This is a genomic window from Mycobacterium botniense (assembly GCF_010723305.1).
In the GTDB taxonomy this organism is placed as follows: Bacteria; Actinomycetota; Actinomycetes; order Mycobacteriales; family Mycobacteriaceae; genus Mycobacterium; species Mycobacterium botniense.
In genome coordinates this window covers 67523-81075 of sequence record NZ_BLKW01000004.1, presented here as the reverse complement: position 1 = coordinate 81075, position 13553 = coordinate 67523, and the positions used below count along the sequence as shown (strand labels likewise).

The 13553-nt window shown below is 65.5% G+C and carries 12 protein-coding genes and 1 tRNA gene; 6 read left to right on the top strand and 7 right to left on the bottom strand.

The genetic code is table 11. The features are described from left to right. Positions 1-36: 36 nt before the first annotated feature. On the bottom strand, positions 37-849 hold the full coding sequence (locus G6N08_RS10625; protein ID WP_163757116.1) for a hypothetical protein: 813 nt from the start codon (positions 847-849) through the stop codon (positions 37-39). 655 nt (positions 850-1504) lie between these two features. Between G6N08_RS10625 and G6N08_RS10620 the strand changes: the two genes are divergently transcribed. From G6N08_RS10620 to G6N08_RS10610, 3 genes are all read left to right on the top strand, one after another. Then, a tRNA-Arg gene (locus G6N08_RS10620) sits at positions 1505-1577 on the top strand. Between the two features lie 75 nt (positions 1578-1652). Further along, on the top strand, positions 1653-1844 hold the full coding sequence (locus G6N08_RS10615; protein WP_163757113.1) for a hypothetical protein: 192 nt from the start codon (positions 1653-1655) through the stop codon (positions 1842-1844). A 272-nt stretch (positions 1845-2116) separates the two neighbouring features. Continuing rightward, complete coding sequence (locus tag G6N08_RS10610) at positions 2117-2374, top strand: hypothetical protein (protein WP_163757112.1); 258 nt, start codon at positions 2117-2119, stop codon at positions 2372-2374. Positions 2375-3194: 820 nt separating this feature from the next. On the opposite strand, the gene G6N08_RS10605 is transcribed toward G6N08_RS10610, so the two are convergent. The 6 genes from G6N08_RS10605 to G6N08_RS10580 form a co-directional block, all read right to left on the bottom strand. Next, positions 3195-3644, bottom strand: coding sequence for a hypothetical protein (locus G6N08_RS10605; RefSeq protein WP_163757110.1), 450 nt, complete (start codon positions 3642-3644; stop codon positions 3195-3197). Positions 3645-3774: 130 nt separating this feature from the next. Further along, positions 3775-4212 (bottom strand): type II toxin-antitoxin system Rv0910 family toxin, encoded by a 438-nt coding sequence (locus tag G6N08_RS10600; RefSeq protein ID WP_163757108.1) that lies wholly within the window; start codon positions 4210-4212, stop codon positions 3775-3777. 192 nt (positions 4213-4404) lie between these two features. Beyond that, on the bottom strand, positions 4405-5526 hold the full coding sequence (locus G6N08_RS10595) for an MBL fold metallo-hydrolase (RefSeq protein WP_163757106.1): 1122 nt from the start codon (positions 5524-5526) through the stop codon (positions 4405-4407). Positions 5527-5531: 5 nt separating this feature from the next. Continuing rightward, the gene (locus tag G6N08_RS10590) at positions 5532-6263 is read right to left on the bottom strand and encodes an enoyl-CoA hydratase (RefSeq protein WP_163757104.1); all 732 of its coding nucleotides are present in this window, start codon (positions 6261-6263) and stop codon (positions 5532-5534) included. A gap of 79 nt (positions 6264-6342) precedes the next feature. Next, positions 6343-8466 (bottom strand): amylo-alpha-1,6-glucosidase, encoded by a 2124-nt coding sequence (locus G6N08_RS10585; RefSeq protein ID WP_163757102.1) that lies wholly within the window; start codon positions 8464-8466, stop codon positions 6343-6345. Continuing rightward, positions 8463-9647 (bottom strand): glycosyltransferase family 4 protein, encoded by a 1185-nt coding sequence (locus tag G6N08_RS10580; RefSeq protein WP_163760461.1) that lies wholly within the window; start codon positions 9645-9647, stop codon positions 8463-8465. The genes G6N08_RS10585 and G6N08_RS10580 overlap by 4 nt, the downstream gene beginning before the upstream one ends. 120 nt (positions 9648-9767) lie before the next feature. Here G6N08_RS10580 and G6N08_RS10575 point away from each other — a divergent pair, with 120 nt between their 5' ends. From G6N08_RS10575 to G6N08_RS10565, 3 genes are all read left to right on the top strand, one after another. After that, positions 9768-11240 carry an acetyl-coenzyme A carboxylase carboxyl transferase subunits beta/alpha gene (locus tag G6N08_RS10575; RefSeq protein ID WP_163757100.1) on the top strand — a complete coding sequence of 491 codons (1473 nt, stop codon included), beginning with the start codon at positions 9768-9770 and terminating at the stop codon, positions 11238-11240. Positions 11241-11399: 159 nt separating this feature from the next. Beyond that, complete coding sequence (gene prrA, locus G6N08_RS10570; protein ID WP_163757098.1) at positions 11400-12110, top strand: two-component system response regulator PrrA; 711 nt, start codon at positions 11400-11402, stop codon at positions 12108-12110. 9 nt (positions 12111-12119) lie between these two features. Further along, the gene (locus G6N08_RS10565) at positions 12120-13460 is read left to right on the top strand and encodes a HAMP domain-containing sensor histidine kinase (RefSeq protein WP_163757096.1); all 1341 of its coding nucleotides are present in this window, start codon (positions 12120-12122) and stop codon (positions 13458-13460) included. The last annotated feature ends 93 nt before the right edge of the window (positions 13461-13553 follow it).

Sequence of the window (13553 nt, the reverse complement as noted above, 5' to 3'; positions counted from 1 at the left end):
ACATCCGCCATCTCCGGTCGGGCTCAGGCCTGCGAATTACCCCCAGAGGAAAACTTCCGCGAGATTCAAGTCTACGGCGTAAACGGTATTCGCCAGTAGATTGTCAAGTTGATATGCAATGGTCTCCACGGGGTTACCAGGGTTAGCGGGCAGGCCGGATGAGGTGAACGCATCCGGGTTCATCTCCTTGATTACGAATTCCTCAAAGAAATTAGTCGTAACTGGGACAGGAATGCCAAGAACCGTGTAAGTCCAGTCATGGTCAAGGATCTGCGTAAAAAACCCGTTCACCGCGACGGAGTCCACAGGGTTGCTTGCCAAACCTGCGTTAATCTGCATCGCAATAGTTCCAATGATATCGTAATTCTCATATAACAAGCCGTCATCTTCAACAGTAAACGCGTACCCATCACAATCCTTCACAAACTCCAGAAAGGCGTCTGGGATTTGCGGGGTGAGCGAAGGAAGACCCAGGGCCGCGGCCGGATCGGCGCCAGCTGGTAACGCCAGCGACTGTAGCGAAGCTGCGGCATCTGCCGGGGTGGCTCCGGTGGCCTCTATCACGTCCCGGCCGAGCAGGACCGTCGATGACGCGTTGATGACCTGATCCAACGACCCCCCGATCGGACCATTGAGAGTCCCTTGAACAAATCCGTCAACTGCGGTGTTGACCGAATTCATGACACCGGCCAGCACGGGATCTAACTCCGCCGCCGGATCCAGTGCCCCTCCCACGTCAGCAGCAGCCGCCGTCGCGCTCGCACCCACCCCGGCAGCGTCGGCGGCCACCGCCCCGGCGGTGGCCGCATCCACCAGCGAGGCGATGATCGGGTCGACAAGAACATCCACGACGTCGGCGTGCGCGCTTGGGCCCCCGAGGACGGAGACCAGAACCGTCGCAGTCAGCGGCGTCGCGACACCGATTCCCCGAATGACATCTCGCCACCCTGCCAACGGATACCGCCTGTGAGACAAGGATGAATACCACATAATGAGACCGCTGGTCTCGTGCGCCTGCACGGTATCCATTACCCGCGGTTACTGTCAATACCCGGGCAGCAGGGGAACCGGGATGTCGCCACGCCGGCCTCAGGCCCAGGTGGCGCGATTCCGGTTCGCCCCCACGACTTCAAAGGCCTATCGGCTGCACGCGCGCTCCACTTCGTTACCGTCGCGCCCGCGCAAACGCATCGCCTGCACCGCCGCGCGTCGAATCACTGTCATGCTCGGATTCGGCTTGGGCCGCAACGTAATCGGGGCCTACTTTTCTCAACGGCGGCAACTGAAAGAGCAAGCGGCCTGACGTCATTGCCACGCCGACAAGGCTTACCGAGGCTAATCGCGCCCGGCTGAGCGTCGCGTGGCCCTCGCCGTGCCCGCTACACTGACACGCGCTACACCCATTGACCAGGCCTATCATCGGGCCAGGACGCCCAGAACACCATCGCAAACCGCCTGTCACCCCGAACGGCTAGGTTTAGTCAGGTTTTCACAGACGTCGCAGGCCCCCGTAGCTCAGGGGATAGAGCACCGCTCTCCTAAAGCGGGTGTCGCAGGTTCGAATCCTGCCGGGGGCACGCATTGAGCAGCGCGGATATAATCCCGCGCACGATACGCACAATTGGCATGGCTCCACACGAAAGGAGCCTCGGATGACCACCACCGCACCCACACTGGCGGCCTGGCACGTCTGCCGGGCCAACCTGCTGACCGCCGTGCTCGATGCTTCCCGCGCCGCCGAGATGCTCGACGGAGCCAAAGCCGCGCGCCCGTGGCCTGCTCGACGCCGGGATCACGCACCCCGAACAGCTGGCGACCGTCATCGAGGGCGACCTGCGCGCTGAGGCGACCTGGTGAGCGCGGCGGTCCCGCTGCCCGCTGGGCGTCAGCATCGACGCCCCTCCGCCAGCGGGTCGGCTCGGGGTGGGAACAGTCTGGCCGACGAGGACGCCGGCCGGGTACTTGCGAAATCCGCAGTCTGCGGGTTTGCTGAATATCTCAGCCTGAAAGGTGGGCGATCATACACCGGCTTGTCTCCGCCCTGGCCACTCTGACTTTCGCCGCGGGCGCGGCTTGCACGTCCGCGTGGCCCGCGTACGCCGCCCCCGATCCGCACATGCCCGACCCGCTGCGCGGCTATTGCCCCGGCGGCGGAGCGGGCAACGTGCTCATGGGCGGTTGGTGCGACGGGGAACATTACCCCGATGGGTCGTACTGGCATAAGGTGATGGCTGGGGGTGCCTACTCACTGCCGATTATGGTGCCCGGCCAGAGCGAGCCGGTCGACCTGGGCATGTCATGTGTGATCGACCCCGATAACGGGCCGGTTCCGCAGCCGGCACCCCCCGGCGGGTGTGGCGGCGCGGTGAAGTAGCGTTCGACGGGGTCTATTCGGACCTCAGTGACTATGCTCATCCAACGTCTAAGTCGATCCTTGTGTATCGAGGACGTTGGGCCAGAAAGGCTTTCAGCGATGGTTGGATCCAACGTTCACGTCAGGCTCCGACGTCGTGACAGCCGGCGCATAAATCGTCGAATTCACTGAAGCCAACGCGGTCCTGCTCGCAGAATTCGCAGAGCACAAAAGTGGCGACAGCGAGTTCGCAGTGTACCCGGGGGACGAACACTGCGCGGCAGGGCTGTGTTGTGTCCTTCAACGACACGTTGCTCGGCTGGGATAGCTCGCCCGGTGTGCCGAACGCGCGCACCGGCCCAACACCTCTTCGAGACGGCGCACGACCGAACGGGCCCATCCAGCGACTCTTATCGCTCCGCTGTTACCCGTACGTTGGGCCATACGCTAAGGCGTCCCCGCAGGACCGCTCGAGGCAGTGCCCGTCGGCACGTTTGTCGATCGCCGCGACGGGCAATGCAGTCACGCAAGCAGACGCGTTGGCCGGCCGGCGCGTCTGCGAGGTCTCGTCGGTTCAAACCGCGAGCCGGCGAGGCCGCTCTCCCGGTGCGTCTACACACTCGCTGCCTTGCGAACCCCTTCTATAAACCCCTTCTATACCCGTGTGATGAACCGATTATTATGGCACATAATAGGTTTCATGATAGTTGGCACTGATTGGCTGACCATCGATCAGGGCCGTGCGACGAAGACACTTATCGAGCGCGAAAGAATGTGTTTGGCTCGGCAGAAAGCCTTCTGCCCCGAACCGTTATGCACGTCGGTGTCACCGATACCGACATCAGCGGACCGAACCGGGCTCAGCGCGCGGGGGCCTGCCGGCTATCGAGGAGATCAGGGCCCACATCGAGCAACAAACCGCACCGGCCGCGCTGACAGCACCGATATACAGTCCATAGGCGGCCGCAACCGGCGGCTTGACGTTGATGTTGTAGTAGTACATCGTCAGCGCCATTACCGATAACGAGATGAGCAGCGCAACAACTGATGCCAGTCGCACCCACAAGCCACGGCCGATCATCGCGCCGGCCACCAGCAGCATCGAAGAGAGCAAAACGATCAGCTGACCCACGCCAAACCCGGGGGGAAGTTCGAGGCTGCCGGCACTGCCGCCGATAGCGTTGGCCCAACCGCCGCCGTTGACAGATGTCGTCAGCCACGGCAGAAATGCGCTGGTCGCCAGGACCGCGGCGAACAACGCGACGAGCCACCCGGGGCGCAGTCGGACCATGGTGGCGACATTAGCGTGCGCCCCCAAGCCAACTGCCTTGCACACCCGATGCCGACTGCGAGCAGTCGGCCTCTGACAGACCGACAGTCGGCCACCTGTGACAACATTGTGTCGCGCACGCGCGCCCGGATCACGCCCTGGCGAAAACGTCGACGAAGTTCTGGAGTGATTCGCGGATATCGCTTTTCAGCGCACCGGCCACCACCATCCCGATCGGACCGAACAGTGCCGGACCGCCCAGATGCACGTCGAAGCTGACCACCGAGCCCTCGCCCTGCGGCTTGACCTTAGCCAGCAGCTTGACCTTGACGCCGCCCTTGCCGTCGCCGTTGAGCGTCATCGCTTCCGGCGGTTTGTAATGCACGATCGTCCATTTGATGCGGTTGGGCATACCCTTGACCTCGACGATCGACTCGACGACCGTGCCCTTCTGCAGCTGGTCAGGCAGTTTGCTGCGCCATACCCGGTGGATGGTCAGCCACTCTTTGTAGCGAGACAGATCAGAGGCATACGACCACGCCTTCTCCGGTGCCAGCGGTACCTCAATGGATCCAGAAAGTTTTGCCATGTTCAGTTCGCATCGTTGTTGTCGGCCATGCCAATCAGTTGCTTTGCCCGATCAGGATTTCCCATCCGTTCATCCCTTCCGTCGAAGCTTACCGTCATCTCTGTCGCGGGTTTAAGCCGATGTGACATCTTGAACCCTTTGGCTTGCACATATTCCCAGCATGGCCGGTGGCCATGGCACTGTCCGATTACGTCAGTGCCGCCACCAGTCATCCGGTTCCGCAGGCTGGGCTGGGTTTACGCGCTCACCGGGTTTGGGCACCGCCACACTCACATGTGCGGCGTCGGCTGCGGCCACTAACCGCTCGATCGGTTCGGCCCAGGGGTGCGGTGCCAGCCGGAAGGTGCACCAGTGGATCGGCACCAATAGTCCGGTGTCGGTGACATCGCGGTGTGCCTGGACCGCCTCCTCGGGGTTCATGTGGATATCCGGCCATGCCGAGTTGTACGCCCCGACGGGCATCAAGGTCAGGTCGAACGGTCCGTGATCGGCGCCGATCCGCGCGAAACTCTTGGTGTAGCCGGTGTCGCCGCCGAAGTACACCCGATGGCTGGGACCGGTCAGCACCCACGACGCCCACAGCGTGTTGTTGCGGTTCAAGAAGCGTCCGGAGAAATGCCGCGCCGGCGTGCAGGTCAGGGTGAGCCCGTTGACCGAAGCGTCCTGGTCCCAATCGAGTTCAACGATGCGCTGCTCGGCGATCCCCCACGCACGCAGGTGCGCGCCCACCCCCAGCGGAACGTAGAACGGCGCTCGTTGCATGCGCGCCAAGGCGATCACCGTGTCGAAATCGAGATGGTCGTAATGGTCGTGACTGATCACGACCGCGTCGACCGCCGGCAGCGCCTCCAGCTCTACCGGGGCTGGGTGCATCCGTCGTGGACCGATGAGATCGGAGGGCGAACAGCGATCACTCCACACCGGATCGGTAAGCACGCGATACCCGTCGATCTCGACCAATGCCGTCGAGTGGCCGAGCCAGCTCACCGCAAGCCGGTTGGACGGGCCGGCCGCAGCATCACATGCCGTGAACTTCACCAACGGGATCGGTTTGGGCGGTCGGGTCGCCACACGCCCCCCGATAATCTCCCGGGCGATCAGCTGCACTTGGTCCCGGTCGATGCTCACCATCGACGCGGGATCCAGGTTGACGAAGACACCGTCGCGGTAATGCGGTGAGCGCTGCGCCACCGCGCGGATCAACGCCGGGCGCGCTCCAAGAGCCGCGGGCAGACCGCGGATCGCGCGCAGCACCCACCCGGCGACCGCCAACGCCGCGGTACCGGCGGCCAGCCGCAGCGTCGTCCGCAGCATGACGGTCAGACGCCTTGAAACCTGGGGGGCCGCTTTTGCATGCGGGCCACCTGCGCCTCGATGACGTCCTGGCTGGCCCAGGCCTTGTCGAAGAGTTCCTTGTGGATCGGCTGCGGATCCTCGATGGCACCGTCATCGTTGAGCACCCGCTTGGCATGATGCAGCGCCAACGGTGCCAGGGCTGCGATCTCAGCTGCCCATGCTTGCGCGTCGGCCACCGTGCCGATCCGGTTGGCCATCCCGGTCTGCAGTGCCACCTCGGCGGTCATTTTCTCCGCGGCCAGCAGCATCGCGCGGGCACGCCCGTAACCTGCCAGCGAGCACAATCGGCGGATACTCCAATTATCGAGAGCCAAACCGTATTTCGACGTCGGAAACTGAAAGAACGCGTCAGGCGCGACCACCCGCAGGTCACATTGCATGGCCAGCTGCAGCCCCGCGCCGATGGCTGGCCCGTTGATCGCCCCGATCACCGGCATGGGCGCCGCATCCATGGTCTTGTGCAACGCGATCAGCCGGTCGGGATAGTCGGCGGCAAACGCGTCTCCGGTCAGGTCGGCGCCGGCGCAGAACACCGTGCCCTGTCCGGTCAGCACGACTGCGCGGACACTCTCTGCGGTGGCCTTCTCGATTGCCTCCCGCAGCTCGTCGACGAGCTGCGAATTCAGCGCGTTGCGCCGCTCGGGGCGCTGGAGCTCGATGGTCGTCACGGATTCGACACGGGTGACACCGATCATGGCGACACCATACCGAGCATCGGCCCAGCCCGGCGACGACGCGGCCCAGCCAGCCGGTGCGCAGGAGCCGGCACTGCTGCTACGACGGTGTCACCAGTTCCCAATCGTCCGGCAGCCCATGGGTTTTGACCAGGCCTCCTTCGGCTTCCAAATGCACGGTCAGACCGCCCAGCCGCAAGTCGGTCAACGCGATCCGCCCCCAGGCGGCCGGAACTTGCGCCGCCATCGACAGCCTGCGTCGGGGCACGTGCGGGTCGAGTCCTAAAAACGACCGCATCAGCAGCAGCGGCGCGGCGCTCGCCCATGCCTGCGGCGAACATGAGGTGGGATAGGGCACCGGGAAACGAAACTGCGAGCGCGGGAAACCGCAAAACAGCTCCGGCAGCCGCCCGCCGAAGGTCTCCGCCGCGTCGAGCAGCCCCCCCGCCAGCCGCTCGGCCAGCGCGGTGGCACCGGGGACGTGGCGATACCGCAGCAATCCGGCCACCGCGATCGCGGTGTCATGCGGCCACACCGAGCCGTTGTGGTAACTCATCGGATTGTAGGCGCCCATGGTGGTGGCCAGCGTTCGCAGCCCGAATCCGGAGTCCATCTCAGCACCGGCGAGCCTCTCGACGATGACCGCAGCGTGCTCGTCAGCGGCGATACCGGTCCATAGGCAATGAGCGATGTTGCTGGTCAGTGCGTCGACCGGGCGCTTATGGCGGTCCAGCGCGATGGCATACCACCCCTGTTTGGGCAGCCAGAACGCATCGAGAAACTTCTCCCGCAGCCGGTGCGCGCGCTCACGCCAACGCGCCGCTGCCGAGGCGCTGCCGAACGCCTCAGCGAGTTCGGCTCCCGACGTCAGCGCCGCGTATACGTAACCCTGCACTTCGCACAGCGCGATCGGCGGATCCGCGGCGTGACCGGCAGCGTCGTTGATGCCGTTGAAGCTGTCCTTCCAACCCTGGTTGATCAGGCCCCGGTCCGTGGCGCGCTGGTACTCGACGAACCCGTCGCCGTCGCGGTCGCCGTATTGTTCGGCCCAGGTCAGCGCCGCCTCGGCCGCGGGCAGTAGAGCTCGCACCGCGGCTTCATCGGCTCCCCACCGCCAACACTCCGCCAGCAACATGACGAACAGCGGCGTGGCATCCACCGAGCCGTAGTAGCGGTTGCCCCCCAGCATGTCGTCGCTGGCGGGCCCTCGACGGATCTCATGCATGATGCGGCCCGGCTCTTCTTCCGTGATCGGATCGACACGTCGCCCCTGCACGGCCGCGAGCTGCTGTAATGTGCCGACAGCAAGGCCGACGTTCAGCGGCAGTGCCATCCAGGCGGTGAGCAGGCTGTCACGACCGAACAGGGTCATGAACCACGGTGCCCCGGCCGCGACGAACGCCCTGCCGCCGCCGGCCTCGTCGTGCATGAGCAATGCACCCAAGTCACTTTCCGTCTGGCGCAGCACCTGGGCCAGCACGGGATGGTCGGTTTCGACGTTGGTCGCGGTATCACGCCATGCCTCGATTTTGCGCGCCGGCGCGCTGGACTCCACATCCTCACCGCGCCGGACCCGGGTGCTGATCTTCTGGTTCGCCCACGTCGGTTGCGCCACGATCTCGGTTTGCCAGCACTCTCCCGGTGGCACCACCACCCGCCAATTCAGCGATCCCGGCATGACGAGTGGTTTTCCGCTCGCGGTCACCGCAAGGCCGCGCAGCTGGTCGCCCCATTCGTCCAAGACCAGCTCTCCGTCGACGACGGACATATCCGCTCCGCCCACCGCGGCCCGGCCCTCCTTGACGGCGAACAGGTCGGCGAAGTCGGCGTCGACGTGCAACTCCAGGGACACCACTGTGCTTTCTCGGTCCAAGTTGTGCAGCGAGATGGTCTCGCGCAGCCCGTCGGCGATCAGCCGCTCGCGAACCACTAACAGCGTGCTGTCCACCCGCCCGGAACGGGGCGCCCGCCGCTGGATGAACTGCGCGGCGAACGCCTCGGTCGATTCCACCGACAACGACTCGGCAACCTGGCCGTCAACGCGCAATTCCCAGCGTGACAACACCCGCGCGTCACGGAAAAACAATCCATGGGGCCGGCCCAGCAGCATATCGCCGTGACGGTCGGAAAGGCAGAATGTCGCGCCCTCGACCAGCGTCACCGTCTCGGTGCCAGACCCGATCCGTACCGGCGCTCCGCTGTTGAATGCTGTCAGTGGGGTCACGCAGTGGCTTTCTGACTTTCCTCACACAAACTAGTGCGTGACGGTTCCACGGCTTTGACAACCGGTGCGATCGGCCGACGGACACCCGATGCGGTTCGCGGCCCAACCACCTGCTGGTAAATCCGCTCGTATCCGGAGCCCAGCTGGGCGACACCAAAGTTGGCTGCAACGTGGCGCCGGCAGGCGGCCGGGTCGAGTTCGCGGGCCCGCTCGATCGCGGGCGCCAACTCCGCCGGCTCGTCGCAAATCAGCCCGGTCACCCCGTCGACGACGACCTCGGGAACAGCGCCGCCGCGCAAGGCCACTACCGGGGTGCCACATGCCATCGCCTCAATCATCACAATCCCGAACGGCTCCTCCCACTGCACCGGGAACAGCAGGCACCGCGCGCCCGCCAATAGTTTGCGCTTACTGCTGGCGTCGGCAACTCCAAACACATGATCGTTCTCGGTAAGCAGCGGCCGCACGCACTCCTCGAAGTACACCTTTTCCGCGGGCTCGTTGCATTTGCCGGCAAGCACTAACGGGATACCAGCCTCGTGAGCGGCCTGCACTGCCAGATGCGCGCCCTTATAGGGGGCGAAGCGGCCCAAGAACAGAGCGTAGTCACGTTTCTCAGCCTGGAACGGCCACTCCTCTGCCCGCAGCGCATTGTGCACGCGGCCAATCCAGTTCAGGTCGGGGGCCAGTTCTCGTTGGCGATCGCTGATGGCGATGAGACCGACGTCCTCGCTGAGCTCCCGGTAGTAGGGGTAGAGGTCGTCATCGATCGGACCGTGCACCGTGACCACTGTCGGCACCCCGAGCATGGTATAGACCGGAGCATTGAGTGGGCCAGCGAAGGTGTGGTCATGGATGATGTCGATGCCCTCGGTGGCTGCGATCCTGGCCATGGCACGGCGGACCTTCAGCGCGTGCATGACTTCCGGATAGGGCTCGCCCAGCCGGTCACCGACGGTGTGCTCCCATAACGGTACGAATCGGGCGGCAGTGCCGGGTTTACCCGCCCCGAGCAGCGTGACCTGGTGGCCCCGCGCGACGAGCGCATCGGCGAGATCGGCCACGACCGCCTCGACGCCGCCATACCCGTCGGGCGGAACCTCGAAATACGGCGGGGCGACCAGCACAATGCGCATCGGGTCACAGACTCTGGTCTTGGAGATGAAATCGCCGCCGCGCATAGACATTACCCTCCTCCCGCTCCGCTGATACGCGTTAGCACTCTCCTCCAACGAGTGCCAATTATGGGTCATTCCCGCGCCAATCCGCCAGTCCGGACGGCTGCTGCCTACCCTCATCCCGTGAGCCGGATCAAAACCGCGGACCTGCGCGATGCGGTGCTGGATGATGGCACCTTCGTCAGCTGGGACAGCCAACCGGTGCCGGTGCCGGCATCGGAGTCCTACGCGCGCGAACTGGCCGCCGCGCGGGCAGCAACCGGCTGCGACGAATCGGTGCTGACCGGCGAGGGGCGAGTGTTGGGACGCCGCGTTGCCGTCGTGGTCTGCGAGTTCGGGTTCCTCGGCGGCTCGATCGGAGTGGCGGCCGCCGAGCGCATCACCGCTGCGGTGCAGCGGGCCACTGCCGAGCGGCTGCCGCTGCTGGCATCGCCCAGCTCTGGTGGCACCCGCATGCAGGAGGGAACGGTTGCATTTCTGCAAATGGTGAAGATCGCGGCGGCTGTCACACTGCACAAACGGGCGCATCTGCCATACCTGGTGTACTTGCGCCATCCGACCACCGGCGGGGTATTCGCCTCCTGGGGCTCACTCGGCCATATCACCCTTGCCGAGCCCGGGGCGCTGATCGGCTTTCTAGGTCCGCGGGTCTACCAGCAGCTTTACCGCCAACCGTTTCCGGCCGGGGTACAGACCGCAGAGAACTTGCATCGCCACGGGGTGATTGACGGCGTCGTTCCGCTCGAGAAGCTCAGGCAGACGCTCGATCACGCGCTGACAGTGATCGCTGACGATCCGGGACCTGCACCCACGCCCTTGCCGCCCGAACCGATACCCGACGTACCGGCCTGGGAATCGGTGATGGCGTCGCGGCGGCCGGACCGTCCCGGCGTCGCGCATCTGCTGCGGCACGGTTGCACCGATTGCGTCCTGTTGTCGGGCGCCGGGCAGGGAGAAGCAGCGACCACACTGCTGGCGCTGGCCCGGTTCTGCGGCCAGCCCGCGGTGGTGCTTGGCCAGCAGCGCGTTGTCGGGGGCGTCGTCGGCCCTGGCTCGCTACGGGAAGCGCGTCGTGGCATGGCGCTGGCCGCCGAACTTCAGCTGCCGCTGGTCTTGGTCATCGACACTGCGGGCCCGGCGCTGTCGGCCGAGGCCGAGGAGGGCGGGCTGGCCGGTCAGATCGCCCACTGCCTGGCTGAGCTGGTGACGCTCGACACTCCGACCGTGTCCGTGCTGCTGGGCCAGGGCAGCGGTGGGCCGGCTTTAGCGATGGTGCCCGCCGACCGGGTACTGGCAGCGCTGCACGGCTGGCTAGCACCCCTGCCGCCCGAGGGCGCCAGCGCCATCGTCTTCCGTGACACCGCTCATGCCGCTGAACTCGCTGCGGCCCAGGGCATTCGCTCAGCCGATCTTTTGGCGGCCGGGATCGTCGACGTCATCGTGGCCGAGCACCCTGACGCCGCCGACGAGCCCCTCGAGTTTTCAGAGCGGCTGTCAGCCGCCATCGCCGCCGAGGTCCACGCGCTGCGGGCAATCCCCTCCGCCGAGCGCATGGCCGCTCGCTTAGGGCGCTACCGCCGCATCGGACTACGCTGAGGCCGACGAGGGCCCTGGCCGCCCCGAAAACGGCCCGCGAACCCCAGGCGGGCAACCGGTCGAATCGGCGGTCTAGCGTGGAGCGGTATCGCACGCGCGGTGGACACCCGGCAACCCAGCGGGTGATCCTCCCACAATCACGCGCAGTAATCAGGCAAGATGGGCGACATGGACACAGGTGCGACCTCACCTCGGGTGTTAGTTGTCGACGACGACTCCGATGTGCTCGCGTCGCTGGAGCGCGGATTGCGGCTGTCCGGATTTGAGGTGTCGACGGCGGCCGACGGCGCCGAAGCGCTGCGCAGTGCCACTGAGACGCGCCCGGACGCGATCGTGCTGGATATCAACATGCCCGTGCTCGACGGCGTGAGCGTCGTCACGGCGCTGCGTGCCATGGATAACGACGTTCCGGTCTGTGTGCTGAGCGCGCGTAGTTCGGTCGACGACCGGGTCATGGGCCTGGAGGCCGGCGCTGACGATTACTTGGTCAAACCGTTCGTGCTGGCCGAGCTGGTGGCGCGGGTGCGGGCGCTGCTCCGCCGGCGCGGATCTGCCGCGACATCGTCCTCGGAAACCATCACGGTAGGGCCGCTCGAGGTCGACATCCCGGGTCGGCGGGCCCGGGTCAACGGGGTCGACGTCGACCTGACCAAGCGCGAATTCGACTTGCTGGCGGTGCTGGCCGAGCACAAGACCGCAGTGCTGTCTCGTGCGCAGCTGCTGGAACTGGTGTGGGGATACGATTTCGCCGCCGACACCAATGTGGTTGATGTATTTATCGGATACCTGCGGCGCAAGCTCGAGGCGGGCGGAGCGCCCCGGCTGCTGCACACCGTTCGCGGAGTGGGATTCGTCTTGCGTGTGCAGTGATGGAACGCCATGAGTATGCTGTCGCGGATTCTTACCCGGACGCCCTCGCTGCGTGCCCGGGTGGTGGTCGCGACGGCGATTGGCGCGGCGATCCCGGTACTCATCGTCGGCGCCATCGTCTGGAACGGCATCACCGGCGACCGCAAATACTGGCTGGACCGCCGTCTCGACGAGGCGGCCGGTTTCGCGACCCCGTTCGTCCCGCGCGGCCTCGACCAAATTCCACGGTCACCTAACGACCGCGGAGTGGTGATCACCATCCGCAAGGGCAGCCATGTGACATCCAACTCGAAAGTCACCCTGCCCGAGCTGCCGGCCGGCTACGCGGACACCACCATCGGCGGCATCCGTTATCGGGTGCGTACGGTCGACCTCCCGGCGCCGCAGCCGACGTCGGTGGAAGTCGGGGCCACCTACGACGAGACCATCGCCGAGACCAATGCCGAGCACCGGCGGGTGATACTGGTGTGCGGATTCGCCATCGGCGCGGCGGCGGTCTTCGCCTGGCTGCTGGCCACCTTCGCGGTGCGACCGTTCAAGCGGCTGGCCCAGCAGGCTCGGTCGGTCCACGCCGGCGACGAAGCTCCGCAGGTAGGAGTGCGTGGCGCCACCGAAGCCGTCGAAATCGCCGAAGCCATGCGGGGCATGCTGCAGCGGATCTGGAAGGAACAGAAGCGCACGGAAGAAGCGCTGGCTTCGGCGCGAGACTTCGCTTCCGTCTCGGCGCACGAGCTGCGCACACCGCTGACCGCGATGCGCACCAACCTCGAGGTGCTGGCCACACTTGACTTGCCCGACGACCAGCGCAAGGAAGTGCTCAATGATGTGATCCGCACCCAGTCACGCATTGAGGCCACGCTGGGCGCATTGGAGCGGCTGGCCCAGGGTGAACTGTCGACACAGGAAGACCACGTGCCGGTCGACATCACCGAGTTGCTCGACCGGGCAGCCCACGACGCGATGCGGGTCTACCCGGACCTGGAGGTCTCACTCGCGCCCTCACCCACCTGCATCATCGTGGGGCTACCGGCGGGTCTGCGCCTGGCCGTCGACAACGCGATCGCCAACGCCGTCAAACACGGGGGCGCCACCAAGGTACAGCTGTCGGCTGTCAGTTCGCGGGCCGGCGTGGAGATCGCCATCGACGACAACGGCAGTGGGGTGCCGGAAGACGAGCGCGAAATGGTGTTCGAGCGCTTCTCCCGGGGGTCGACGGCCTCACATTCTGGTTCCGGTCTGGGACTGGCGCTGGTGGCCCAACAGGCCCAGCTGCACGGCGGGACCGCCTCTCTGGAGGACAGTCCGCTAGGCGGGGCACGGCTTGTGCTGCGGCTTCCCGCGCCGAGCTGACACATGGTGAAATGCCCAGTCATACCGCGGATGTGCAGCTTTGAACAGGAACGCCCCACCAGCCCACGGGCATGTGGCTGCCCTGGGGTGACC